The following is a 23,203-nucleotide window of genomic DNA, read 5'->3' as shown; positions in this document are numbered from 1 at the left end:
CCGGCCCGACCCCCGCGGAAAGCTTCCAAGATCAACAACCGTCCCGCTGTGTGAAACGCGGCTCCCGCTTCGTGGCGGGCTGGCGCCGCCGGATCGGCGGTTCGGGGCTGGCCGGGGCTCCGTCCGCGTTCCCGGTCAGCCGGCGGGCCGCTCGCGTTTCGGCAGCTTCGCCACGACCGCGTCGTACGACCCGTCGACCGCCTCGACCAGCTCGTCGTCAGGAATGCCGCCGGAGAGGCGCAGCGTGTTCCAGCCCGATCGGTCGATGTAGGGGGAGGGGCGCGCGTCGGCCGGGAACCGGTGCAGCCACTCGTCGGCCACCTCCCGGGACGGCCCGCACTTCACCCCGAGCCGGGCCTCACCCTGCGGGGAGCCGAGAAACGCGAAGATGCGGCTGCCCACCTTCACCACCTCGTCGCCCTCCCAGGGCCGGTCGAGCCAGGCTCCCGGCTTGGCCAGGCAGTAGGCCAGCATCTCGTCGCGCGTCATCGCGTCCTCCCGTGCCGTCCGGCGCGGTCTCGTCCGCCGCTGTGACAGAAGACCGGCCGCTTCCCGCTCAGTCGCCGGTGCCGGTGCGGACGGTCAGCCGCTCGTAGCGCTGCCGGGCCGCCTGCGCGCTGCCCAGCCCCAGCCCGAAGGCGATCGCCTGCCAGGTCATGCCCCGCCCGCGGGCCACCTGTAGCAGCCCGGCCTCCAGCGCGTCCACCTCGGCCCGCACGTGCGGGATCAGCGTCAGCGCGGCCATCAGGTCGGCCTGGTCGACGGGCTCCTCACCCTCGTCCAGCTCGGCTCCGCCGGCGAGCGCCATCACCAGCGTGGCCGCCTCGTAGGCGTCCGGTACGTCGGGGTGCGCGTAACGGCGACGGCGGGAGTTCGAGCCGGCGTGCCGCTCGGCGATCCGCAGCAGCGCCGCCCAGTTGCGGTGCGCGCGGGCCTGGGCAGCATCCGGAGCGGTGAACGGGTCGTTGTCCACGGTGACCATGCCGTCCATCCCACACCCAAGAATGGCTTGTTGTCAACACTGCGTTGAAAGCCGTTCGTGCAAAACGCCGTGCCTTCGGAACGTGGTGAGAAGACGCGTCATGGACCAGAGACGCGCCACAGGATGCTTCGGGTTGCCGGAGCGGTCGGCTCAGGCCGGTGAGTTCCGTATCGGGACGGCCGTAGCGGGCCGGCGGCGCGGGGTGTGCCGCCGGTAGACGCTCACACTCGGCTCGTCCGCCAGCCAGAACCGCCACGGCAGGTCGTGCGCGGCGGCGACCCCGACACGCGGCCCGGCGAGAATGCGCGCCGGGTCGACCGGGCTGGCCGGGGGAGTCAGCAGCAGCGGGCCGCTGCCGTCGATCGCCGAAGTGCCGTTGGCGTCCCGCCCGAGCCCGAGCGCGGTGACCAGCCGGGCCGGTCCGCGGGCAAGATCCCGGTCGGCGGCGCGCGGCCGGCGCTCGCGGGCGGTCTCGATGCCGTCGACCACCTCGCCCGCGCGCAGCAGCACCGCCGCCGCCTCGCCGTCGCGCCCGCAGACGATGTTCGCGCACCAGTGCATGCCGAACACGAAGTAGACGTACGCGTGTCCGGCGGGCCCGAACATGACCTGGTTGCGCGGCGTCGGCCCGCGGTGGGCGTGCGACGCGGCATCCTCGCCGGTGCCCGCGTACGCCTCGACCTCGGTGAGCCGGACCGTGACGCCGCCGGCCGACACGGTCCAGCCGAGCAGCGTCCGCGCGGTGTCCGCGATCTGGGCGGCGGGCGCGTGGAGCCAGGGGTACGTCATCGCGGCAAGGGTAGTCGGTGGATGGTGCGTGATTCGGGCCACGCCGGGGCGGGCAGCCGACGGAATAGTTGACTCGTCAAATATGTTGTGAGGAGCGATCCCGGGCCGACCGGTCCGGACCCCACGCGAGGAGCTGGTCATGCAGTTCGGAGTCTTCACCGTCGGTGACGTCACCGTCGACCCCACGAACGGGCGGCTGCCGTCCGAGCGTGAGCGGATCAAGGCCATGACCGCCATCGCGCTCAAGGCCGAAGAGGTCGGCCTGGACGTCTTCGCCACCGGCGAGCACCACAACCCGCCGTTCGTGCCGTCGTCGCCGACCACCATGCTCGGCTGGATCGCCGCGCGCACCGAGCGGCTGCTGCTGTCGACAGCGACCACGCTGATCACCACGAACGACCCGGTGAAGATCGCCGAGGACTACGCGATGCTCCAGCACCTGGCCGACGGCCGGGTCGACCTGATGATGGGCCGCGGCAACACCGGCCCGGTCTACCCGTGGTTCGGGCAGGACATCCGCAACGGCATCCCGCTGGCCATCGAGAACTACGACCTGCTGCACCGGCTGTGGCGCGAGGACGTGGTCGACTGGAAGGGCCGGTTCCGTACGCCGCTGCAGTCGTTCACCTCGACCCCGCGCCCGCTCGACGGCGTGCCGCCGTTCGTCTGGCACGGCTCGATCCGCAGCCCGGAGATCGCCGAGCAGGCCGCGTACTACGGCGACGGCTTCTTCGCCAACCACATCTTCTGGCCCAAGGAGCACACCCAGCGGATGGTCGGCCTCTACCGGGAGCGGTTCGCGCACTACGGCCACGGCTCGCCGGATCAGGCGATCGTCGGCCTCGGCGGGCAGGTCTTCATGCGCCGCAACTCCCAGGACGCGGTACGCGAGTTCCGCCCCTACTTCGACAACGCCCCGGTCTACGGGCACGGCCCGTCGCTGGAGGAGTTCACTCGGGAGACGCCGCTGACAGTGGGCAGCCCGCAGCAGGTCGTCGACCGCACGCTGGGCTTCCGCGAGTACGTCGGCGACTACCAGCGGCAGCTGTTCCTGATGGACCACGCCGGGCTGCCGCTGAAGACGGTGCTGGAGCAGCTCGACCTGCTGGGCGAGGAGGTGGTGCCGGTGCTGCGCAAGGAGTTCGACTCGATGCGTCCCGCGCACGTGCCCGACGCGCCCACCCACGCGAGCCTGCTCGCCGCCCGGGAGGCCGCACCGGCCGACGGGGAGCAGCGATGACCCGCCGTACCCTCGCTGTCGTCTCCGCCGGGCTCGGCCAGCCGTCGTCCACCCGCCTGCTCGCCGGCCAGCTCGCCGCGGCCTCCCGCGACGCGTTGGCCGGCCGCGGCGCCACCGTGGAGCTGCACGTGGTGGAGCTGCGCGAGCACGCCCATGACGTGGTGAACCACCTGCTCACCGGCTTCGCGCCGGCCGCGCTGCGGCGCACGCTCGACGACGTGGCCGCCGCCGACGGGCTGATCGCGGTGACGCCGATCTTCAACGCGTCCTACAACGGGCTGTTCAAGTCGTTCTTCGACGTCGTCGACCGGGACGCGCTGGCCGGCAAGCCGGTGCTGATCGGGGCGACCGGCGGCACCGCCCGGCACTCGCTGGCCCTGGAGCACGCGGTCCGGCCGATGTTCACGTACCTGCGGGCGGCGACCCTGCCCACGGCGGTGTTCGCCGCTCCCGAGGACTGGGCCGGCGACGACGGCGACAGCGCGCTGCGGTCCCGGGTCCGCCGGGCCGCGGCCGAGCTGGCCGAGCAGGTGGACCGCCGACCCGCCGCGACCGGCCCGGCCGACCCGTTCGCGCTCACCACCGACTTCGCCGACCTGCTCGCCGGCCGCGACCCGGCCTGACCGGGCCGCGATCGGGCCGCGATCGGGGCGGCTCAGTCGCCGGCCGGCTCGGGCCGGTGGGCGACGAGCACCGGGCAGTGGGAGTGCTGCACCAGGGCCTGGCTGACCGAGCCGAGCAGCAGCCCGACGAAGCCGCCCCGACCCCGGGAGCCCACCACCACGAGCGACGCCTCGCCGCTGGCCTCCCGCAGGGCGGTCTCCGGCGAGGCGGCGGTCACGGAGCGCTCAGTCACCCGCAGGCCGGGGTGCGCCGCGCGGACCTGGGCCGCCGCGTCGGCCAGCAGCCCTTCCGCCTCGGCCCGCTCGGCGGTGGACGCCTCCGCCGCCACCTCCGGCGTGACCGCGCCGCGTTCCGGCGACCGGACGTGCATGAGGACCAGCTCCGCGTCGCGTCGCTCGGCCTCGTCGGCGGCCAGCTCGATCGCGTACGCGGCCGAGTCGGAGCCGTCCACGCCGACAAGCACCGGGCCGTCCACCGGGATCGGCTGCTCCTCAGGACGGACGATCAGCACCGGGCAGTGCCCGTGCTGCGCGAGCTGACCGCTGACCGAGCCGAGCAGCAGGCCGGCGAAGCCGCCGACGCCCCGGCTGCCCACCACGACCAGTTCGGCGCGGCGGGACTCCTCGACCATCGTCGCGCCCGGGCCGCCCGCCACCTGGCGTATCTGCACCCGCAGGCCCGGGTGCCGCTCGGCCAGGTCGGCGGCGACCGACTCCAGCATCTTCTCCGACTCCGCGGTGGGCGCCGGCACCCCCAGGTCGTACGGGTTGAGCGGCACCCCGTAGCCGAGCGGGTGCAGGTAGCCGTGCACCAGCAGCAGCGGCCGGGAACGGGCGACGGCGGTCGCGGCGGCCAGGTCGGCGGCGGCCAGGCTGGACGGCGATCCGTCCACTCCCACCACGACGGGTCGGTTCATCTGGTGCTTTCCCTCCGGTCGGCTCAGGCCATTGTGGCGGTGCCGGCCCCGTCCGGGCCGGCGAACCGGCTCAGTGGCCCCGGTGCCGGACGACGGCCAGTGGGCTGTGGCAGTGGTGCAGCACGGCGTGGCTGACCGAGCCGAGCAGCAGCGCACCGAGGCTACCGCGCCCGTGTGCGCCGACCACCGTCAACTGGGCGCCGACGGACTCCTCGACCAGCACCCGGGACGGCGTGGCGGCGGCGACGAGCTTCGGCCGTACCGTCACCTCCGGGTAGCGCTCGGCCCAGCCGGCGACCGCCTCGGCCAGCACCCGCTGCTCGTCGGCGCGCAACTCCTGCGGGTCGTAGCCCAGCGGCACGACGTCGCCGAACGCCTCCCGGTAGGTCACCGGCTGCGGGTAGAGCCAGGTGTGCACCACCACCAGTTCGGCGCCGCGCGCCGCGGCCTCGGCGAACGCGAAGCCGACCGCCTCGTCGGACAGCGCCGAGCCGTCCACGCCCACCACGACGGGGCCGTCGGCGCGGGCCTCGCTCCGGGCCACGAGCACCGGGCAGTCCGCGCGGGCGGAGAGCTGCACCGCGGCGGAGCCGACGAGCAGTTCGGCGAATCCGCCGAGTCCCCGGTGACCGAGCACGAGCAGCGCGGCGTCGCGGCTCTCCCGCAGCAGCACCGCGACCGGCCCGCCGTCGACCACCGCGCCGGTGACCGCCAGCTCCGCGTCGATCTTGCGGGCCTCGTCCACCGCCTCCTCGACCAGCTTCTCGGCCTCCTGCCGCAGCTCGACGTCGGGCAGGATCGGGGCGACCATGCCCAGTGGCGTGCCGACCAGCGGCCAGAGGAAGGCGTTCACCACCCGCAGCGGCCGGTGCCGCAGCACCGCCTCGCGTGCGGCCAGCCGTACCGCGTCCAGCGCGGACGGGGAGCCGTCCACGCCCACCACGACGGGGGCACCGGTCCTGTCGGTCATGACGTCCTCCTTCGGTTCCCCCTCAGCCTGCGCCGACGGCTCCCACCTGGGCAGAGCCGATCCGCCCAGCCCGGCCGGGACCATCGGCCCCTTCCGGCCGGGGCGGCGGCGGGGTGGAATGGAACCACTGCTCCCTCCTGCCGATCCTGGAGGCGCGATGACCCCGCTGGAGATGCTCCGCGTCCACCCGTTCCTGGCCGGGCTGCCCGACGAGTGGCTGCCCCGGCTCACCGGTTACGCCCGCCCGATGGTCTGGCACCCCGGGCACCGGCTGTTCCGCGCCGGTGCGCCGGCCGACCGGTTCTGGCTGGTCCGCGGCGGCCAGGTGGCGCTGGACTTCCCAGTGCCGGGCCGCGGTGACGTGGGCATCGAGACGATCGGGCCGGGCGGGGTGCTCGGCTGGTCCTGGTTGTTCCCGCCGTACCGCTGGCAGTTCGGGGCGGTCGCCACCCAGCGCAGCACCGCCGTCGAACTCGACGCCGACGGGGTACGCCGGCTGATGGAGTCCGACGACACGCTCGGCCGTCAGCTCACCAGCCGGTTCATGAGCGTGGTGGTGGACCGGCTTCAGGCGTCCCGGGTCCGGCTGCTCGACCTGTACGGCTATCCAACGGCGGCAGCCAGCTGAACCGGCGGTCGCTCAGCGGTCGCGGACGACCAGCTCGTCCACCTCAAGCCGGCCGATGCGCAGCTCGCGGATCACCGCGCGGCGCACGGCCAGCCGGCCGACCACGAGCGAGCCCACCGCCACGGCGCCGAGCGCGAACGCGCCGAAGGCCAGCGCGCCGACCGCCGCGGCGCCCAGGGCCCGCGCGCCGGTGGCCTGCGCGCCGACGGCCCGCGCCCCGGTGACCTGTGCGCCGGTCGCGCCCAGGGCGCGGATACGTGCGGTCGGAAGCAGCTTCGGCATGTCCCGATCGTAGTGTGCCGCGGCGGGGCCGGTCAGGTGACGGTGAGGCCGCGGGCGGCGAACTGACCGCGTACCCGGGCCAGCAGTCCGGCGTCCGGCGGTTCCGTGTCCGCCAGCGGGAACGTCAGACCCAGCTCGGCGTACTTGTGCGCGCCGAGCCGGTGGAACGGCAGCACCTCGACGCGCTGCACGCTCGCCAGTCCGGCCGCCACGTCGGCCACCCGTTCCACCTCGTCGACCGCGTCGGTCAGGCCGGGGACCAGCACGTACCGGATCCAGATCGGCTTACCCCGGTCGGCCAGCCGTTGCGCGAAGCGCAGCGTCGGCGCGAGCCGGCCGGTGCCGGTGACCCGGCGGTACGTCTGCGGGTCGCCCGCCTTGACGTCGAGCAGCACCAGGTCGGTGGCGTCCAGCAGCGCGTCGTCGGCGCGCACGCCGAGAAAGCCGGAGGTGTCCAGCGCGGTGTGCAGGCCGAGGTCGTGGCAGCGGCGCAGCAGCTCACCGGTGAACGCCGGTTGCAGCAGCGGCTCCCCGCCGCTGACCGTGACGCCGCCGCCGGCGACCTGGATGAACCGGCGGTACCGGGTGGCGAGCGCGACCATCTCGTCCACCGTGCGGCGCCGGCCGCTGCGCCCGTACCAGGTGTCCGGGCTGTGGCAGTAGCGGCAGCGCAGCGGGCAGCCGGCCAGGAACACCACGAACCGGGTGCCCGGCCCGTCCACACCGACCGACGTGTCCCAGGAGTGCACCGCGCCGGTGACCGCCTCGGCGGCACGGCCCGGCGCCGCCGGAGTCACCTCCGGCGGCGCGGGCGGGCGGCCGTTCACAGCGACCCGTGGAAGGTCCGCGACACCACGTCGCGCTGCTGTTCCGGGGTGAGCCGGACGAAGTTCACCGCGTACCCGGAGACCCGGACGGTGAGTTGCGGGTACCGCTCCGGGTGCGCCATCGCGTCCAGCAGCGTGGCCCGGTCCAGCACGTTGACGTTGAGGTGGAACCCACCGGCGTCGGCGTAGCCGTCGAGCACCCCGGCCAGGTTGGCGATCCGCTCGTCGCGGGTGTGGCCCAGGCCGTCCGGCGTGACGGTGCCGGTCAGCGAGATGCCGTCGCGGGCCGCCTCGTACGGCAGCTTCGCCACCGACAGCGCCGACGCGACCAGGCCGTGGGTGTCCCGCCCGTTCATCGGGTTCGCCCCCGGCGCGAACGGCTCACCCGCGCGCCGGCCGTCCGGCGTGTGGCCGGTGTGCTTGCCGTACACCACGTTCGAGGTGATGGTGAGCACCGACATGGTCAGCTCCGCGTCGCGGTACGTGCGCTGCCGGCGCAGCTTCTCCGCGAACGCCTCGACCAGCCACACCGCGATCTCGTCGGCCCGGTCGTCGTCGTTGCCGTACGTGGGGAACTCGCCCTCGACCGCGTAGTCGACGGCCAGGCCGGACTCGTCGCGCAGCACCTTGACCCGGCCGTACCGGATGGCCGACAGGCTGTCCACGGCGACCGACAGGCCGGCGATGCCGGTGGCCATGAACCGGCGCACCGGGTGGTCGTGCAGCGCCATCTCCAGCCGCTCGTAGGCGTACCTGTCGTGCTGGTGGTGGATCACGTTGAGCGCGTCCACGTACGTCTCGGCCAGCCAGTCCAGCGTGCGGTCGTATGCGGCCAGCACCTCGTCGTAGTCGAGCGTCTCGCCGCCGACCGGCGCGGCCGGCGGGGCGACCTGCGCGCCGGACAGCTCGTCCCGGCCGCCGTTGATCGCGTACAGCAGCGCCTTTGCCAGGTTCGCCCGGGCGCCGAAGAACTGCATGTCCCGGCCGACCCGCATGGCCGACACGCAGCAGGCGATCGCGGTGTCGTCGTCGTACGCCGAGCGGATCAGCTCGTCGTTCTCGTACTGGATGGCGCTGGTGTCCAGCGACACCTGGGCGCAGAACCGCTTGAAGCCCTCCGGCAGCCGGGGCGACCAGAGCACCGTGAGGTTCGGCTCCGGGGCCGGGCCGAGGTTGTAGAGCGTCTGCAGGTAGCGGAACGTGGTGCGGGTGACCAGCGGCCGGCCGTCCGCGCCCATGCCGCCGAGCGACTCGGTGACCCAGGTGGGGTCGCCGGAGAAGAGCTGGTCGTACTCCGGGGTGCGCAGGAAGCGGATGATCCGCAGCTTGATCACGAAGTCGTCGATCAGCTCCTGGGCGCCGCTCTCGTCCAGCCGCCCCTCGGCGATGTCCCGCCGCAGGTACGCGTCGACGAACCCGGCCGTGCGGCCGAGCGACATCGCGGCGCCGTTCTGCTCCTTCGTGGCGGCCAGGTAGGCGAAGTAGAGCCACTGGATCGCCTGCGCGCCGGTGGCGGCCGGGCGGGAGATGTCGAAGCCGTACGAGGCGGCCATCTCCTTCAGCTCACCGAGCGCGCGGATCTGCTCGGCCAGCTCCTCCCGGTCGCGGATCACGTCGTCGGTGCTGCGCCGGTCGTCCAGCGCCGCCTTGAGCGCGCGGCGCTCCTCGACCAGCCGGTCCACGCCGTACAGCGCCACCCGGCGGTAGTCGCCGATGATCCGCCCGCGCCCGTACGCGTCGGGCAGGCCGGTGATGACGTGCGAGCGCCGGGCCGCGAGCACGCTCTCCGGGTACGCGTCGAAGACCGCGTCGTTGTGCGTGCGGCGGTACCGGGTGAAGATCTCGTGCACCCGCGGGTCCGGTTCGCGCCCGTACGCGTGCAGTGCCGTCTCCACCATCCGCAGCCCGCCGGCCGGCATGATCGCCCGCCGCAGCGGCGCGTCGGTCTGCAACCCGACGATCAGCTCCCGCTCCCGGTCGATGTAGCCGGGCGCGTGCGAGGTGATCGCCGACGGGGTGGCCGCGTCGACGTCGTACACGCCGCGCCGCCGCTCCTCCGGGAACATCTCCCGTAGCCGGTCCCAGACCGCGAGGGTGCGCGGCGTCGGGCCGGTGAGGAACGACGCGTCCCCGGTGTACGGCTCGTGGTTGTGGCGGACGAAGTCGGCCACGTCGACTGTCTCCTGCCACGCTCCGGCGTGGAACCCACGCCAGGGGGCCAGGGCTTGGGTGGCGGTCATGTCGATCCTCTCCGGGGCGTCGACGGTGGCCCGGTCCCCGCCGGTGCGGGGACCGGGGCGGAGTTCAGGGCTGGAGCACGAGCCGGGCGGCGACCCGGCCGGCGAGGACGTCGTCCACCGCGTCGTTGATCTCGTCCAGCTTGCGGGTCTCGTAGACGACCCGGGTGCGGCCGGCGGCGTGCAGCGCGAAGACCTCGGCCAGGTCGGCGCGGGTGCCGACGATCGAGCCGAGCACCGTGATGCCCTTGAGCACCGTCTCGAAGACGGGCAGGGTGATCGCGTTGTCGGCGGGCAGCGACACCAGCACCAGCCGGCCGCCGCGGCGCAGCGAGCGGTGGGCCTGCTCGATCACCCGAGGGCTGGCGGCGAGCACGATCGCCACGTCCACGCCGCCCAGGGCGGTGATCCGCTCGACCGGGTCGGTGGTGGCGGCGTCGACCGTGTGGGCCGCGCCGAGCGAGGTGGCCAGTTCCAGCTTCTCGGCGGTCACGTCCACCGCGACCGTCTCGGCGCCGAAGATCTGCGCGTACTGCTGGGCCAGGTGACCCAGGCCGCCGATGCCGAAGATCGCGACCCGCTCGCCCGGCCGTACCCCCGCGACCTTGACGGCCTTGTACGTGGTGACGCCCGCGCAGGTCAGCGGCGCGGCCTCGAACGGGTCCACGCCGTCTGGCACGCGCACCGCGTACCGGGCCGAGGCGACCGCGTACTCGGCGTGCGCGCCGTCGATGCCGTAGCCCGTGTTGCGCTGCGACTCGCACAGCGTCTCCCAGCCGGTCACGCAGTACGAGCAGGTGCCGCAGGCCCAGCCGAGCCAGGGCAGCGCGACCCGGTCGCCGACGGCGTGCTCGGTGACACCGGGGCCGACCTTCTCGACCAGGCCGACGCCCTCGTGCCCTGGTACGAACGGCGGGCTGGGCTTCACCGGCCACTCGCCGCGGGCGGCGTGGATGTCGGTGTGGCAGAGGCCGCTGGCTTCGATGCGGACCAGGATCTCGCCCGGGCCCACCTCCGGGACGGGACGCTCGGTGATCTCCATCGGACGGTCGAACGCGGTGACGACACTGGCGCGCATCGGGGGCCTCCCTCGGTCTCGTTCTCACCCTCAGCGTCGTCCGTCCGGGCGCTGCCGGGCAGGGGCGCAGGACCACGGTGACCCGGGACCAACGGCCCCTCCGGGGCGCCAACGGCGGTACGGCCGCCGGTGACGTACCGGCGGCCGTACCGCTGGGGGTGGTCAGCGTTCGGCGACCAGGCGGCGGGCCCGCAGCACGCGCGCCCACCAGGGCCGGTCGTCCGGGCGCAGCCGCGGCGCCGGCACGCCGCGCAGGCTGACCCATCCGCCCGGTCCCATGGTGACCGTGCCGACCGACGGCGGGCGGCGCCGTGACCACACCGCCACGGCGGCGGTGAGCGCGGCCACCGCGAACGCGCCGGTGGCGGCGGCGACCAGCCGGTCGGGTTCGACCACGCGCCGGTAACGGACCCGGCCGCCGGCCGCGACGAACACGCCCACCGGGTGGCCGTCGCGGCTCACCGGCACCAGGGCGGTGTCGCCGGGCAGCTCCAGCACCGGGCCCACCGGCCCGGCCGGGGCGAGGGCGGGCGTCGGGGCCTGCGGCGGCGCGGGCCGGGGGACCGGCGTGACACCCGGGCCGGTCGGGTTGAAGATGGCGGTCATGACGCTGCCCTCCTAGCGGGAGTCGGACTTCTCGGTGCGGGCCTCGACAGCGGCCCGCCCGGCGGCCAGCCGCGCCACCGGCACCCGGTACGGCGAGCAGGACACGTAGTCGAGCCCGGCCTCGGCGAAGAACCCGATCGAGTCCGGGTCGCCGCCGTGCTCACCGCAGACGCCGACGGTCAGCTCCGGCCGGGCCGCCCGCCCCTCGGCGACGGCGAGGCGGACCAGCCGGCCGACCCCGGCGGCGTCGATGCTCTCGAACGGCGACACCGGGAAGATCCCCCGGGCCAGGTACGCGGAGAAGAACGCGCCCTCCACGTCGTCCCGGGAGAACGCCCAGGTCATCTGCGTCAGGTCGTTGGTGCCGAAGGAGAAGAAGTGCGCCTCGGCGGCGATCTCCCCGGCCGTCAGCGCCGCCCGGGGCGTCTCGACCATGGTGCCGATCGGGATCTCCGGCGCGCCCGGCACCTCGGCCAGCACCCGCCGCGCCTCGTCCGCCACCGCGGCGAGCTCCCGCACGTCACCGACCAGCGGCACCATGATCTCGGGGCGTGGGTCACCGCCGGCCCGGACCCGCTGCGCGGCCGCCTCGGCCAGCGCCCGCACCTGCATCGCGAACAGCCCCGGCACCACCAGCCCGAGCCGCACGCCGCGCAGCCCCAGCATCGGGTTCGTCTCGTGCATCCGCCGCACCGCCGCCAGCAGCACGCCGTCGTGGCCCGGTTCCTCGCCGCGTGCCTGCGCGCCCGCCACCCGGGCGGTCAGCTCGGCCAGCGGAGGCAGGAACTCGTGCAGCGGCGGGTCGAGCAGCCGGACCGTGACCGGGAGCCCGTCCATCGCGGTGAGCAGCCCCGCGAAGTCGGCCCGCTGCAGCGGCAGCAGCTCGTCCAGCGCCGCGCCGACCTCGGCCGGGCCCTCGGCCAGGATCAGCCGCTCGACCAGTTCCCGGCGCTCGCCGAGGAACATGTGCTCGGTGCGGCACAGCCCGATTCCGGCGGCGCCGAGCTCGCGGGCCCGGCGGGCGTCGTCCGGGGTGTCCGCGTTGGCGCGGACGCCGAGCGTGCGCACCGCGTCGGCGTGCCCGAGCAGCCGGTGCACGGCGGCGACCAGCGGGTCGGCCTCCGGCCGCAGCTCACCGGTCAGGTACCGGGCCACCGGGGACGGCTGCACCGGCACCTCGCCGAGCCAGATCCGCCCGCTCGTGCCGTCGATCGAGATCACGTCGCCGGCCCGCACCACCCGCTCGCCGACCGCGAACTCGCCGCGCTCGACGTCGATGGCCAGCGCCTCGGTGCCGCAGACGCAGGTCCGGCCCATGCCCCGCGCCACCACGGCGGCGTGCGAGGTCTTGCCGCCGCGCGAGGTGAGCACGCCGGTCGCGGCGATCATGCCGGGCAGGTCGTCCGGGTTCGTCTCCGGCCGGACCAGGATCACCTGTCCGTCGGCCGCAGCCGCGGCGGCGGAGTCGAACACCACCCGCCCGACCGCCGCGCCGGGCGAGGCGCCGACGCCGACCGCGAGCGGCTCGGGCACGCCGGCGGTGTCGAAGGCCGGGAACATGAGCTGGGCGAGCTGCGCCCCGGTGACTCGGGTCAGCGCCTCGTCGGCGGTGATCAGCCCCTCCTCGGCCAGCTGCGCGGCGATCACGAACGCGGCCGCCGCGGTGCGCTTGCCGACCCGGGTCTGGAGCATCCACAGCCGGCCGCGCTCGATGGTGAACTCCACGTCGCACAGGTCGCGGTAGTGCCGCTCCAGCGTCGCCATGATCTCCCGCAGCCGGTGGAAGCTCGCCGGGTCCAGCGTCGCCAGCTCGGTCAGCGGCACCGTGTTGCGGATGCCCGCCACCACGTCCTCGCCCTGCGCGTCGGTCAGGTAGTCGCCGTACACGCCGGGGGCGCCGGTGGCCGGGTCGCGGGTGAACGCGACACCGGTGCCGGAGTCGGGGCCGAGGTTGCCGAACACCATCGCCATCACGTTGACGGCGGTGCCCAGGTCGTCCGGGATGCGCTCCTGCCGCCGGTAGATCCGGGCCCGCTCCGAGTGCCAGGACTCGAACACCGCGCGCACGGCCAGGAACAGCTGCTCGTGCGGGGCCTGCGGGAAGTCGTGCCCGACGTGCCGGATGAAGATCTTCTTGTACGTGTCGACGAGGTCGTGCAACTGCCCTGCGCTCGGCCCGTCCGGCCCGGCGGTGGCCCGCAGCGCGGCCAGCTCGTGCTCGAACTCCTCGGCCGGGATGCCGTGCACGGTGCGGCCGAACATCTGGATCAGCCGCCGGTACGAGTCCCAGGCGAACCGCTCGTCGCCGGTGCGCTCGGCCAGCCCGACGACTGTGGTGTCGTTGAGCCCGATGTCGAGGATCGTCTCCATCATTCCCGGCATCGAGTACCGCCCGCCGGAGCGCACCGCCAGCAGCAGCGGGTCACGCGGGTCGCCCAGCCACCGGTCCAGCCGCGCCTCCACCTCCCGCAGGTGCGCGTTCATCTCCTCGTACAGGCCCGCCGGTGGTGCCCCGGTGGCCAGGTACGCCCGGCAGGCTTCGGTGGTGACGGTGAACCCGGGAGGCACCGGCAACCCGAGCCGGGTCATCTCGGCGAGGTTGGCGCCCTTGCCGCCGAGCAGGTCGGCCCGGCTGCGGTCACCTTCGATGAAGTCGTAGACGTACTTCGACATGATCCGGCCTCCTCGACTGCGTCGTTACACCTCCTTGGTAGCCGGGCCAGCCGGCCACGCGGCAGGGCCGGACGGGACACACACCGGGCCGGAGGTCCCGACCGTGTCGGTGGGGCCACGTATCGTTCCGGCCGTGACCGACCACCTGCTGCTCCGCCCGGTGCGCGACGACGACCTGCCCGTCTTCTTCGCCCACGAGCAGGACCCGCAGGCGAACTGGATGGCCGCGTTCGGCCCGCAGGACCCGTCCGACCGGGCCGCGTTCGACGCGCACTGGGCGCGCATCCGCGCCGACGAGCGCATCGTGAACCGCACGGTCACCGCCGACGGCGAGGTGGTCGGGCATGTGGCGGCGTTCCCGGTCGACGACCGGACCGAGGTGAGCTACTGGATCGACCCGGGGCGCTGGGGGCGCGGCTACGCCACCGCCGGGCTCGCCGCGCTGTTGCGGGAGCTGCCGCAGCGGCCGGTGCACGCCCGCGCCGCGAAGGACAACGCCGCGTCCCTGGCGGTGCTGCGCAAGTGCGGCTTCGTCGTGGTCGGCGAGGACTCCGGGTACTCCCCGAGCCGCGGCACCGAGGTCGAGGAGTACGTGCTGGAACTGCCCGCCGAGGGGTCTGACCAGGCAGGCGGCTAGTCTCCCCGGGTGAACTGGCTCGAACTCGTCGGCTGGGCCGGCTCCGCGCTGCTGGTCTGGTCCCTGCTGCAGACGCGGATCCTGCGGCTGCGCGCGCTTAACCTGGTCGGCTGCCTCATCCTGATCGGCTACAACGCCGCCGTGCAGGTCTGGCCGATGGTGGGCCTGAACGTCGTGCTCACCGTGATCAACGTCTGGTACCTCCGCAAGCTGCTGGCCACCCGGCACGACGATCAGACCTACCAGGTCGTCGAGGTGGGCACCGAGGACGCGTTCCTCGCGCACACGCTGCGGGTGCACGCCGCCGACATCGCCCGCTTCAACCCGGGCTTCCGCTGGGACGCCGACGCCGACGACCGCTCGGCGTTCCTCGTGGTACGCGCCGACGAGGTGGTCGGCGTGATGCTCTCGCACGCCGAACCGGGCGGCGTGGCCCAGATCGACCTGGACTACGTGACCCCGCCGTTCCGCGACTTCACCCCGGGCGAGTTCGTCTACCGGCGCAGCCGGCTGTTCACCGACCGGGGGTTCCGCCGGGTGGTCAGCCCGCCCGGCATGGTCGCCCCCTACTACCACCGGCTCGGCTTCCGCCCGGAGGCGGACCGGTACGTGCTGGACCTGCCCGTGCCGGCCTGAGCCGGTCAGTCCCCGGGCCGGCCGAACCAGCGGGTGAGCGCGGCGCGCAGTCCGTCCCGGTCCGGCGTGGCGGCGCTGGAGGCCCAGGCCACGTAGCAGTCCGGGCGCAGCAGGAGCGCGGTCGACGGGGTGCCCTCCAACGGGCCGGTGACCAGGTCGACCCGGTGGCCCCACGGCCGGACCGCCGTGGCGAGGGTGCCGGTGGCGTCGAGCAGCAGGGGGCGCGCGTGGCGGGTCAGCTCGGCCAGCCGGACCCGCCCGGTGTCGCCGTGCACCTCCACGTCCGGCGCCCAGCTTCCGACCGGTGGCCCGCCCGGTCCGAGGTCGTAGCGGATGTCCGCGCCGGCCATCAGCGCGGCCACGTGCGCGGCGTTCTCCGGCCGGGAGAGCAGCTCGGCGACCAGCTCGCGCAGCGCGGTGACCTCACTTCCCGGCGCGATCAGGGCGGACTGGGCCTGCGTCGACATGGTCACCCGCCGGGCTGCCGGCCGGCGCTCGGCCTCGTAGGTGTCCAGCAGCCCGTCCGGCGCCCAGCCGTGCAGCCGGGCGGCCAGCTTCCAGCCGAGGTTCACCGCGTCCTGCAGTCCCAGGTTGAGCCCCGGACCGCCGATCGCGGAGTGCACGTGGGCGGCGTCGCCGAGCAGCAGCACCCGGCCGTCGCGGTAGCGCTCCGCCAGCCGCGTGTTGCCGCCGACCACGCGGCGCAGCACGTGCGGCCCCTCGCCGGAAGGCGGAGCGATCGGCACCTCGGCGCCGAGCACCCGCGCCACGCTGGCCCGCATCTCGTCGAGCGTCATCAGCGTCTCGGTCTCCGGCGCGTCCGGCCACTCGGTGGTGCTGACCAACGGCGGGCGGTCGGGGAACGGCGCCCAGACGATCAGCCCACGCTCGGTGCGGGTGTGGCGGAACGGTGCGACGGTCCCGTGACCGGACACCGCGAGGCCGCCGGTCACCGGGTCGATCGCCTCCGCCGGCACGCCGACCTGGGCGGTCCGTGACACGGACCGGTCCGTGGTCACGCCGGGGAAGCCGATCCCGGTGAGCTTGCGGACCGTGCTGTGCCCGCCGTCCGCGCCGACCAGGTAACGGCAGGTGAGCGTCGCGCCGTGGGCGAATTCGACCTCCACCGCGTCGTCGTGCTGCCGCAGCCCGGTCACCTCGAATCCCCGGCGTACCCGCACGCCCAGCTCGGTTGCCCGTTCGGCGAGCACCCGTTCGACCTGCCGCTGCGGCACCGGCAGCCCGTGCAGCGGGTTGTCCGCGACACCGCTGAGGTCCAGCGGTAACGCGCCGAAGACGAACCGGGGCGCCGGGCGCGGCGGCGCGGGATCACCGGTGAGGCGCTGGTGCAGGCCACGCCGGTCGAGCATCCGGACCACCTGGCCGACCAGCCCGTTGGCCCGGTTCTCGGCGGTCGGTTCCACCAGCCGGTCGCATACCACCGCCCGGATCCCGGCCAGCGCCAGCTCGCAGGCGAGCATCAGGCCGTTCGGACCGGCCCCGACGACGAGGACATCGATCATGGCAAGACCCCTTCCAGGGTACGGTGAAGCGGCCCGGTGGCCGGCGGCCGGTCGGGCGGGAGGCGGGCGGATCAGCGGGGCGGTGGCAGGCCGGCGGCGAGCTGGGCCAGCGCGTCGGCGAGGAGCCGGGCGACCGGCTGCGGCCGGTCGGCGCGAAGGAAGTGGCGCGTCGCCGCGCCGGCGGCTGCGCCGACCGCGGCGGCGACCAGGTGGGGGTAGAGGTCGTGGACGGTGTCGGTGCCGGTGCGCGCGGCGACTGCCTCGGCCAGTTCGGCCTCGGCCAGCGCGCCGGCCCGCAGCATCTCGCCCTGGAGTGCCGGCTCGGCGAGCATCACCCGCAGCCCGGCGACCCACTCGTCGTGGGCGTCCGGGGGCGCTTGCGCGACCTCGGGGCCCGGCGCCCACGCGGAGAGGACCGCCGCCTCGACCGCGGCCCAGAGTGGCTCGCCGGGCGGCCGGCCCCGCAGCGCCTCCGCCACCCGACGGCTGCGGTCGAGGTGCCGGGCCGCGATCGCCTCCGCCTTGCTGCCGAAGTAGTTGTTGAACGTGCGGGAGGACACCCCGGCGGCCTGCGCGATGTCCTCGACCAGCACGTTGTCGTAGCCGCGCGCCACGGTCAGCCGGATGGCCGCCCAGCTCAACGCCGCTCGGGTCTCCGCCTTCTTGCGCTCCCGCAGTCCACTCACGCCAGCACGGTAGCAAATATTGCGTGCCACGCAAAGATGCGTGTTCCGTATGATTGTCGGACGGGGCGGCGTCCTCGCAGGATTCAGCCTGGCGCTCGCGGGGCACTGAGGGGTCCACGCCGGCCGGGCCTGCCGGACGGCGAGTCGGCCATCGGCCGACCCGGATCGGGCCGAGGGAGATAACCGCTCGTGCAGAGCTACTGGAGCCAGCTTGCCCTGGTCGGTGTGCTGGTGATCCTCAACGCGGTGTTCGCCGGCAGCGAGATGGCACTGGTGTCCCTGCGCGACAGCCAGGTGCAGCGGCTGGAGCGCAGCAGCCGGGGCGGACGGACCCTGGCCCGCCTCGCGAAGGACCCGAACCGGTTCCTGGCCACCATCCAGATCGGCATCACACTCGCCGGCTTCCTCGCCTCCGCCGCCGCCGCGGTGTCCCTGGCCCGTCCGCTCGTACCGCTGCTGGGCGCGTTCGGCAACGCCGCCGAGACCGTCGCCATCGTCGCGGTCACGCTGGTGCTCACGTTCGTCACGCTCGTCTTCGGCGAGCTGGCGCCGAAGCGGATCGCCATGCAGTCGGCCGAGCGGTGGGCGCTGCTGGTGGCCCGCCCGCTGGACGTGCTGTCCAGCATCACCCGACCCGCCGTCTGGTTGCTGGGCGCCACCACCGACCTGGTGGTACGCCTGTTCGGCCTGGACCCGAAGGCCGAGCCGGACGAGATCGGCCCGGACGAGCTGCGCGACATCGTGGCCGGCAACCACGGCTTCACCAAGGAACAGCGCACGATCATCGCCGGTGCGGTGGAGATCGCCGACCGGCAGTTGCGCGCGGTGCTCGTACCCCGGTTGCAGGTCTTCACGCTCGACAGCGGCACCACCGCGGAGGCCGCGCGGCTCGTCCTGGCGGCGACCGGCCACTCCCGGGCGCCGGTGGTCCGCCACGGCGGGCTGGACGAGGCGGTGGGCGTCATCCACCTGCGCGACCTGGTCGGCGTCTCCGACGACCGGCCGGTCGACGAGATCGCCCGCCCGCCCATGCTGCTGCCCGACTCGCTGCCGGTGGTCGAGGCGCTGCGCCAGTTCAAGGCCGAACGCCAGCACATCGCGCTCGTGGTCGACGAGCGCGGCGCGGTCGACGGGATCGTGACGCTGGAGGACATCCTGGAGGAGATCGTCGGCGAGATCTACGACGAGACCGACCGCGACCTGCGTGCCGTGCGCACCGAGGCCGACGGCACGCTGGTGCTGCCCGGCACGTTCCCGGTGCACGACCTGACCGACCTCGGCGTGGAGTTGCCGAACCGGCCGGCGGGCGACTACACCACAGTCGCCGGGCTGGTGCTGATCTGCCTGGGGCACATCCCGACCGTGGCGGGGGAGCAAATCACCGTGGACGGCTGGGAGCTGTCGGTGGCCGACGTGGACCAGCGGGCCATCACCGAGGTGCACGTCCGCCGCCGGGGCCGCGGCGACGACTCCTCGGACGGCGAAACCACAGGCGACGCCGCCGACCCGGCCGACGCCCCCGAACTGGACGAGGCACGCCGCTGACCTTCCGGCCCGCCGCCGACCTTCCGGCCCGCCGGCGTCCGGCTCACCGGCGGCCGGCCGGCGGGCCGAACGGGAAACCGGGCACCGGCGGGAGCAGTTGCACCGCGTCGGCGGGTACCTGACGGGTGCTCCGCCCGACCAGCCGGGCCGTCACCCGCAGCAGCCACGGCCCGGACGGATGCAGCTCGGGCCCGATCAGCCGACTGACCACCCGGGTCCACCAGTGCCCGGCGACGATCACGTCGGTGATCCGCAGCCGGTCCGGCGGCCACCCGCCGCGCACCACCACGTCCACCACCCGGCCCAGCCGCCGCCCGTGCAGGTCGTACGCGGTACGGCCGAGCAGCTCACCCGCTCGCACGACCGGACCCCGGGATCCGCTCGATCAGGTGCCGGCGCAGCCACGCCTCCACGGGTGACAGTGGCAGGTCCGTCGCCGGGCAGCGCAGCCGCACCGCGCTGTCCACGCGGGCGACCTGCGACAGCGGTACGCGCAGCGGCGGCACCGGCGGGTCGTCGGTGAACCGGTCCGCCACCGCCACCAGCAGCCGCCCGATCCGCCCGCCGATCCGCTCCCCGAGCGCGCCCTGTCCGGTGAGCAGGCAGTCCACGTACGGGACGCCGTCGTCGTCGAACGCGAACGCGATGTCGTCGACGCGTCCGACCAGCAGCCCGTCCACGTCGACGATCTGCCGGTCGAGCAGCCGCTTGGCGAGCTGAACCCTCATGGCCCCATCCCCGTCATGACCGCCAGTGGGATCGCGGCCACCGAGGCCGCGACGATGAGCAGCAGGAACACCGCGCCGAGCAGGTTCGTCCACCGCCCGTTGACCCGGTCGCCGAGATACCCGCGGTCATTGGCGACCACCAGGATCGGCAGGTACGTCAGCGGCAGCACCACCGCGCTCAGCACCAGCATGTACTCGGTCAGCCGCACCGGGTCCACCGTCGTCATCAGCATCACCACGCCGAGCAGCAGACCGACGAGCAGCACGCTGTGGAACCGGGCCGCCTCCCGGGGGCGGACCCGCTTGCCCCACTGCCACCCGAAGTACTGCGCCGCCGCGTACGCCGCCGACAGGCCCGTCTCCAGCGCCGCGCCGAACGTCACCGCGAAGAACGCCAGCACCGCGGCGGCCAGGCCGGCACCACCGAGCGCCGTCGCCACCGGCCGCGCCACCTCGTCGAGCGTGCTCAACGACGCCCCGGACGGGTGATAGGCCACCGCCGCCACGGCGACCAGCGACAACGCCAGGAAACCGCCCACCGGAAAGCCGACCAGCACGTTCGAGCGGGCCCGGGCCAGGTCCGTCGCGCCCCACCGCTCCTCGACACCGCCGGAGGAGAAGAAGAAGACCTCGTACGGGCTGACCGTGGAGGCGAACAGCGCCACCGCCACGAACCAGTACAGCGGCCAGCCGTGCCCGGACGCGCTGACCTGCCACACGCCCCGGCCGAGTTCCGGCCAGTCGGTCGGCAGCGCCACCAGCGCGATCGCGAACACCAGCAGCGCCAGCCCGGCCAGGCCGAAGATCCGCTCCATCAGCTCGAACCGCAGCCGCCACAGCACCAGCCAGACCGCCAGCGCCGCGAGCGGCACCCAGAACAGGTGGCTCAGCCGGGTCGCCAGTTGCAGCGCCAGCGCCACGCCGCCCAGCTCCGCCGCCAGCGTGACCACCGTGACCAGCCACGACGCGACCAGGTTGAGCAGCGCCACGCGCGGCCCGAGCCGCTCCCGGACCAGGTCGAACACCGCCCGCCCGCTCACCGCCGCGATCCGGCCGGCCATTTCCGCGTACGCGCAGATGCCGACCACCCCGACCAGCAGGACCCAGGTGTGGGCCATGCCGAACAGCGCGCCGGCCTGACTGGCCGCCACCAGGTCACCGATGTCGACGAAGCCGCCGACGGCGGACAGGACGCCGAGCGTGGCGGCGAACAGCTTCCTCACGTCGGGCCGGGAGCGGACGTCCTCACCGAGGCGACGATATCGGCGTTACTGCACCTTTTTGGGCGAATCGGCCAGCGGGTCAGGCGGCGGTGAGGTTCTGCAGCCGTACCTGGCCGCGCGCCACCAGCCGCCCGTCGGCGTCGGTGATCTCCACCAGCCAGAGCTGCTGGCTGCGGCCCCGGTGCACGGGCGTGCCCACAGCGGTCAGCTCGCCGTCGCGCACCGCGCGCAGGAAGTCCGTCTGGTTCGACACCCCGACCACGTTGCCCTTGTCGCCCAGCCAGAGCGCGCCGCCGATGCTGGCCGCCGTCTCCACCACCGAGCAGTAGACGCCGCCGTGCTGGATCCCGTACGGCTGGTGCAACTCCGGGCGAACCTTCCAGCGGATCACCACCCGGTCCCCGCTGACCTCGTCGAACGTCAGGCCCAGCAGGGCCACGAAGCCACCCGTCAGGTTCGGCATGTCCACCGCGGTTCCTCCTCGCGTTCGACGGCGCCGCCAGCCTAGTCGGCCGCACCTCGGCAAACCCGGTACGGGCCGGGCCCGGGAATAGGGGAGAATCGGTGACCGTGACCGACAGCAACCTCCCGCAGGGGCGGGACTCCCTGACCGACGACCTGCTGTGGCGTGGCCTGATCCAGGACTCGACCGGCCTCGACGAATTGCGTGAGCTGCTCGACGGCGGGAGCACCCCCTTCTACGTGGGCTTCGACCCCACCGCGCCGAGCCTGCACATCGGCAACCTGGTGCAGGTCGTCATGGCCCGCCGTCTCCAGCAGGCCGGGCACCGCCCGCTGCTGCTCGTCGGTGGCGCCACCGGGCAGATCGGCGACCCGAAGGAGAGCGCGGAGCGCACGCTGAACCCGCCCGAGGTGATCGCCGGCTGGGTGGAGCGCATCCGCGAGCAGCTCTCGCCGTTCGTCACGTACACCGGGGAGAACGCGGCGCAACTGGTGAACAACCTGGACTGGACCGGCGAGATGTCGGTGGTGGAGTTCCTCCGGGACGTCGGCAAGCACTTCCCGGTGAACAAGATGCTCGCCCGCGAGGTGGTCAAGGCGCGGCTGGAGACGGGCATCAGCTACACCGAGTTCAGCTACCAGCTGCTGCAGGCCAACGACTACTTCGAGCTGCACCGCCGCCACGGCTGCCGGCTCCAGTACGGCGGCTCCGACCAGTGGGGCAACATCACCGCCGGCGTCGACTACGTCCGCCGCCGCGGTGCCGGGCCGGTGGAGGCGTTCACCACGCCGCTTGTCACAAAGGCCGACGGCACGAAATTCGGCAAGAGCGAGACCGGCACGGTCTGGCTCGACCCGCAGATGACCAGCCCGTACGCGTTCTACCAGTTCTGGGTCAACGCCGATGACCGCGATGTCAGCCGCTACCTGCGGTTCTTCAGCTTCCGCTCCCGCGAGGAGCTGGAGGATCTGGAGAAGGCCACGGCGGAACGGCCGCAGGCGCGCCTGGCTCAGCGGGCGCTGGCCGAGGAGCTGACCACCCTCGTGCACGGAGAGCGGGAGACGACTCAGGCGGTGGCCGCGAGCCAGGCGCTGTTCGGGCGCGGCTCCCTCGACGAACTGGCGCCGGAGACGCTGCGTGCCGCGCTGACCGAGGCCGGGCTGGTGCACCTCGATGAGCTGCCGGACGTGGCCGGCCTGCTCAAGGAGTCGGGCCTGGTGCCGAGCATGAAGGAGGCACGGCGGGTGATCGCCGAGGGTGGCGCGTACGTCAACAACACCCGGATCTCCGAGGTGGACGCCACCGTCTCCGGCGACGACCTGTTGCACGGCCGGTACCTCGTGCTGCGCCGGGGCAAGCGCTCGTTCGCGGGCGTTGAGCTGCGCGGATAGTCGCCTCTCGACGGTGTGACGCGGGACGCGCCCAGCGAATTTGACGATCACTGAGCTGGGCGCGTAGCTTTCTCTCTGCCAGCGCGGAACGGACGAACAGGGCGAAGACCTGACAGGCCGGAGCGCAGGACCTGAGAACCGGGTGGTGCCCCGGATTCGCCGGTAGGCGGATTTGGTGAGGCGGAACCGACCGGGTAAGGTTGTCGGCCGGTAGGGAAACGGACGAGCTAGCGGGAAACCGCGGGCGGCCGTCCTACCGAATTCCTCGGACCGACCGGCGGAAGCCGGTTGAATCGGGGTGCCTGGTAAATGGGTGACGCACGGCAGACCGGGAAACGCCGGTTTGACACGGCAGAAACCACCGGGTAACGTAGTAAAAGTGCCCGGCGCGGGAGCGGCGGGTGGTTGAACGAAATGCCCCAAACGGGTGCTCCACGGTGGTGGGGTTTCTGGTTGGTGTGTGGTTGTTCTTTGAGAACTCAACAGGGTGCTTGTAAAGCCAGTGCCAATTGTTTTATA

The 23,203-nt window shown here is 73.6% G+C and carries 24 protein-coding genes; 7 read left to right on the top strand and 17 right to left on the bottom strand.

Annotation, left to right across the window (positions count from 1 at the left end):
• Positions 1–135: 135 nt before the first annotated feature.
• From ACFYO8_RS06950 to ACFYO8_RS06940, 3 genes are all read right to left on the bottom strand, one after another.
• The gene (locus ACFYO8_RS06950) at positions 136–489 is read right to left on the bottom strand and encodes an MmcQ/YjbR family DNA-binding protein (protein ID WP_354866839.1); all 354 of its coding nucleotides are present in this window, start codon (positions 487–489) and stop codon (positions 136–138) included.
• 67 nt (positions 490–556) lie between these two features.
• Positions 557–982, bottom strand: a complete 426-nt coding sequence (locus ACFYO8_RS06945; protein WP_354866837.1) for a DNA-binding protein — start codon at positions 980–982, stop codon at positions 557–559.
• 150 nt (positions 983–1,132) lie between these two features.
• Positions 1,133–1,771 (bottom strand): DNA-3-methyladenine glycosylase, encoded by a 639-nt coding sequence (locus ACFYO8_RS06940; protein ID WP_357706783.1) that lies wholly within the window; start codon positions 1,769–1,771, stop codon positions 1,133–1,135.
• A gap of 139 nt (positions 1,772–1,910) precedes the next feature.
• Here ACFYO8_RS06940 and ACFYO8_RS06935 point away from each other — a divergent pair, with 139 nt between their 5' ends.
• The gene (locus ACFYO8_RS06935; protein ID WP_354866832.1) at positions 1,911–3,011 is read left to right on the top strand and encodes an LLM class flavin-dependent oxidoreductase; all 1,101 of its coding nucleotides are present in this window, start codon (positions 1,911–1,913) and stop codon (positions 3,009–3,011) included.
• Positions 3,008–3,634 (top strand): FMN reductase, encoded by a 627-nt coding sequence (locus ACFYO8_RS06930; protein WP_354866830.1) that lies wholly within the window; start codon positions 3,008–3,010, stop codon positions 3,632–3,634. Before ACFYO8_RS06935 ends, ACFYO8_RS06930 begins: the two co-directional genes overlap by 4 nt.
• 32 nt (positions 3,635–3,666) lie before the next feature.
• On the opposite strand, the gene ACFYO8_RS06925 is transcribed toward ACFYO8_RS06930, so the two are convergent.
• Entirely contained in the window at positions 3,667–4,551 is an 885-nt protein-coding gene (locus tag ACFYO8_RS06925) for a universal stress protein (RefSeq protein ID WP_357706780.1), read from the bottom strand.
• Positions 4,552–4,621: 70 nt separating this feature from the next.
• Entirely contained in the window at positions 4,622–5,521 is a 900-nt protein-coding gene (locus ACFYO8_RS06920; protein ID WP_357706778.1) for a universal stress protein, read from the bottom strand.
• 157 nt (positions 5,522–5,678) lie between these two features.
• Here ACFYO8_RS06920 and ACFYO8_RS06915 point away from each other — a divergent pair, with 157 nt between their 5' ends.
• Positions 5,679–6,149: a cyclic nucleotide-binding domain-containing protein gene (locus tag ACFYO8_RS06915; protein WP_354866824.1), complete on the top strand. Its 471-nt coding sequence runs from the start codon at positions 5,679–5,681 to the stop codon at positions 6,147–6,149.
• A gap of 12 nt (positions 6,150–6,161) precedes the next feature.
• On the opposite strand, the gene ACFYO8_RS06910 is transcribed toward ACFYO8_RS06915, so the two are convergent.
• From ACFYO8_RS06910 to ppdK, 6 genes are all read right to left on the bottom strand, one after another.
• The gene (locus ACFYO8_RS06910; RefSeq protein WP_354866822.1) at positions 6,162–6,431 is read right to left on the bottom strand and encodes a hypothetical protein; all 270 of its coding nucleotides are present in this window, start codon (positions 6,429–6,431) and stop codon (positions 6,162–6,164) included.
• 32 nt (positions 6,432–6,463) lie between these two features.
• Positions 6,464–7,258: a pyruvate formate-lyase-activating protein gene (gene pflA / locus ACFYO8_RS06905; RefSeq protein WP_354866820.1), complete on the bottom strand. Its 795-nt coding sequence runs from the start codon at positions 7,256–7,258 to the stop codon at positions 6,464–6,466.
• Positions 7,255–9,498 carry a formate C-acetyltransferase gene (gene pflB, locus ACFYO8_RS06900; RefSeq protein ID WP_355094758.1) on the bottom strand — a complete coding sequence of 748 codons (2,244 nt, stop codon included), beginning with the start codon at positions 9,496–9,498 and terminating at the stop codon, positions 7,255–7,257. The genes pflA and pflB overlap by 4 nt, the downstream gene beginning before the upstream one ends.
• Positions 9,499–9,562: 64 nt before the next feature.
• The gene (gene adhP, locus ACFYO8_RS06895) at positions 9,563–10,573 is read right to left on the bottom strand and encodes an alcohol dehydrogenase AdhP (RefSeq protein ID WP_354866816.1); all 1,011 of its coding nucleotides are present in this window, start codon (positions 10,571–10,573) and stop codon (positions 9,563–9,565) included.
• Between the two features lie 162 nt (positions 10,574–10,735).
• Positions 10,736–11,179, bottom strand: a complete 444-nt coding sequence (locus tag ACFYO8_RS06890; protein ID WP_357706773.1) for a hypothetical protein — start codon at positions 11,177–11,179, stop codon at positions 10,736–10,738.
• Positions 11,180–11,191: 12 nt separating this feature from the next.
• The gene (ppdK, locus tag ACFYO8_RS06885; protein ID WP_355094762.1) at positions 11,192–13,852 is read right to left on the bottom strand and encodes a pyruvate, phosphate dikinase; all 2,661 of its coding nucleotides are present in this window, start codon (positions 13,850–13,852) and stop codon (positions 11,192–11,194) included.
• A 133-nt stretch (positions 13,853–13,985) separates the two neighbouring features.
• On the opposite strand from ppdK, the gene ACFYO8_RS06880 reads away from it, so the two are divergent.
• Positions 13,986–14,489: a GNAT family N-acetyltransferase gene (locus tag ACFYO8_RS06880; protein ID WP_354866811.1), complete on the top strand. Its 504-nt coding sequence runs from the start codon at positions 13,986–13,988 to the stop codon at positions 14,487–14,489.
• 9 nt (positions 14,490–14,498) lie between these two features.
• Positions 14,499–15,125, top strand: a complete 627-nt coding sequence (locus ACFYO8_RS06875) for a hypothetical protein (protein WP_354866809.1) — start codon at positions 14,499–14,501, stop codon at positions 15,123–15,125.
• A 5-nt stretch (positions 15,126–15,130) separates the two neighbouring features.
• Here ACFYO8_RS06875 and ACFYO8_RS06870 read toward each other — a convergent pair whose 3' ends face one another.
• Together ACFYO8_RS06870 and ACFYO8_RS06865 are read right to left on the bottom strand one after the other, a co-directional pair.
• A complete protein-coding gene (locus tag ACFYO8_RS06870) occupies positions 15,131–16,648 on the bottom strand; it encodes an FAD-dependent monooxygenase (protein WP_355047453.1) in 1,518 nt (505 codons plus the stop codon).
• A gap of 71 nt (positions 16,649–16,719) precedes the next feature.
• The gene (locus tag ACFYO8_RS06865; RefSeq protein WP_355047454.1) at positions 16,720–17,334 is read right to left on the bottom strand and encodes a helix-turn-helix domain-containing protein; all 615 of its coding nucleotides are present in this window, start codon (positions 17,332–17,334) and stop codon (positions 16,720–16,722) included.
• Positions 17,335–17,523: 189 nt separating this feature from the next.
• Here ACFYO8_RS06865 and ACFYO8_RS06860 point away from each other — a divergent pair, with 189 nt between their 5' ends.
• Positions 17,524–18,879 carry a hemolysin family protein gene (locus ACFYO8_RS06860; RefSeq protein WP_355047455.1) on the top strand — a complete coding sequence of 452 codons (1,356 nt, stop codon included), beginning with the start codon at positions 17,524–17,526 and terminating at the stop codon, positions 18,877–18,879.
• Between the two features lie 43 nt (positions 18,880–18,922).
• Here ACFYO8_RS06860 and ACFYO8_RS06855 read toward each other — a convergent pair whose 3' ends face one another.
• The 4 genes from ACFYO8_RS06855 to ACFYO8_RS06840 form a co-directional block, all read right to left on the bottom strand.
• Positions 18,923–19,240 (bottom strand): PRC-barrel domain containing protein, encoded by a 318-nt coding sequence (locus ACFYO8_RS06855; protein ID WP_354866804.1) that lies wholly within the window; start codon positions 19,238–19,240, stop codon positions 18,923–18,925.
• Positions 19,227–19,607 carry a hypothetical protein gene (locus ACFYO8_RS06850; protein ID WP_355047456.1) on the bottom strand — a complete coding sequence of 127 codons (381 nt, stop codon included), beginning with the start codon at positions 19,605–19,607 and terminating at the stop codon, positions 19,227–19,229. Before ACFYO8_RS06850 ends, ACFYO8_RS06855 begins: the two co-directional genes overlap by 14 nt.
• Positions 19,604–20,830, bottom strand: a complete 1,227-nt coding sequence (locus tag ACFYO8_RS06845; protein WP_354866800.1) for a divalent metal cation transporter — start codon at positions 20,828–20,830, stop codon at positions 19,604–19,606. Before ACFYO8_RS06845 ends, ACFYO8_RS06850 begins: the two co-directional genes overlap by 4 nt.
• Before the next feature lie 79 nt (positions 20,831–20,909).
• Positions 20,910–21,293: a PaaI family thioesterase gene (locus ACFYO8_RS06840; RefSeq protein WP_175438812.1), complete on the bottom strand. Its 384-nt coding sequence runs from the start codon at positions 21,291–21,293 to the stop codon at positions 20,910–20,912.
• 107 nt (positions 21,294–21,400) lie between these two features.
• Between ACFYO8_RS06840 and tyrS the strand changes: the two genes are divergently transcribed.
• Positions 21,401–22,684 carry a tyrosine--tRNA ligase gene (gene tyrS, locus ACFYO8_RS06835; RefSeq protein WP_355015145.1) on the top strand — a complete coding sequence of 428 codons (1,284 nt, stop codon included), beginning with the start codon at positions 21,401–21,403 and terminating at the stop codon, positions 22,682–22,684.
• Positions 22,685–23,203 lie beyond the last annotated feature (519 nt).

This window comes from Micromonospora sp. NPDC005257 (assembly GCF_042872445.1).
In the GTDB taxonomy this organism is placed as follows: domain Bacteria; phylum Actinomycetota; class Actinomycetes; order Mycobacteriales; family Micromonosporaceae; genus Micromonospora.
Note: the sequence above shows the minus strand (reverse complement) of the source record. Positions and strands in the feature narration are given on the sequence as shown.

Excerpts from the sequence above, each read along its gene's own strand:
- adhP (WP_354866816.1), bottom strand. The coding sequence starts at position 10,573 with ATGCGCGCCAGTGTCGTCACCGCGTTCGACCGTCCGATGGAGATCACC.
- ACFYO8_RS06915 (WP_354866824.1), top strand. The coding sequence starts at position 5,679 with ATGACCCCGCTGGAGATGCTCCGCGTCCACCCGTTCCTGGCCGGGCTG.
- ppdK (WP_355094762.1), bottom strand. The coding sequence starts at position 13,852 with ATGTCGAAGTACGTCTACGACTTCATCGAAGGTGACCGCAGCCGGGCC.
- ACFYO8_RS06925 (WP_357706780.1), bottom strand. The coding sequence starts at position 4,551 with ATGAACCGACCCGTCGTGGTGGGAGTGGACGGATCGCCGTCCAGCCTG.
- ACFYO8_RS06890 (WP_357706773.1), bottom strand. The coding sequence starts at position 11,179 with ATGACCGCCATCTTCAACCCGACCGGCCCGGGTGTCACGCCGGTCCCC.
- ACFYO8_RS06940 (WP_357706783.1), bottom strand. The coding sequence starts at position 1,771 with ATGACGTACCCCTGGCTCCACGCGCCCGCCGCCCAGATCGCGGACACC.
- ACFYO8_RS06950 (WP_354866839.1), bottom strand. The coding sequence starts at position 489 with ATGACGCGCGACGAGATGCTGGCCTACTGCCTGGCCAAGCCGGGAGCC.
- ACFYO8_RS06840 (WP_175438812.1), bottom strand. The coding sequence starts at position 21,293 with ATGCCGAACCTGACGGGTGGCTTCGTGGCCCTGCTGGGCCTGACGTTC.
- ACFYO8_RS06870 (WP_355047453.1), bottom strand. The coding sequence starts at position 16,648 with ATGATCGATGTCCTCGTCGTCGGGGCCGGTCCGAACGGCCTGATGCTC.
- ACFYO8_RS06910 (WP_354866822.1), bottom strand. The coding sequence starts at position 6,431 with ATGCCGAAGCTGCTTCCGACCGCACGTATCCGCGCCCTGGGCGCGACC.
- ACFYO8_RS06945 (WP_354866837.1), bottom strand. The coding sequence starts at position 982 with ATGGTCACCGTGGACAACGACCCGTTCACCGCTCCGGATGCTGCCCAG.
- pflB (WP_355094758.1), bottom strand. The coding sequence starts at position 9,498 with ATGACCGCCACCCAAGCCCTGGCCCCCTGGCGTGGGTTCCACGCCGGA.
- ACFYO8_RS06920 (WP_357706778.1), bottom strand. The coding sequence starts at position 5,521 with ATGACCGACAGGACCGGTGCCCCCGTCGTGGTGGGCGTGGACGGCTCC.
- ACFYO8_RS06930 (WP_354866830.1), top strand. The coding sequence starts at position 3,008 with ATGACCCGCCGTACCCTCGCTGTCGTCTCCGCCGGGCTCGGCCAGCCG.
- ACFYO8_RS06935 (WP_354866832.1), top strand. The coding sequence starts at position 1,911 with ATGCAGTTCGGAGTCTTCACCGTCGGTGACGTCACCGTCGACCCCACG.
- ACFYO8_RS06850 (WP_355047456.1), bottom strand. The coding sequence starts at position 19,607 with ATGAGGGTTCAGCTCGCCAAGCGGCTGCTCGACCGGCAGATCGTCGAC.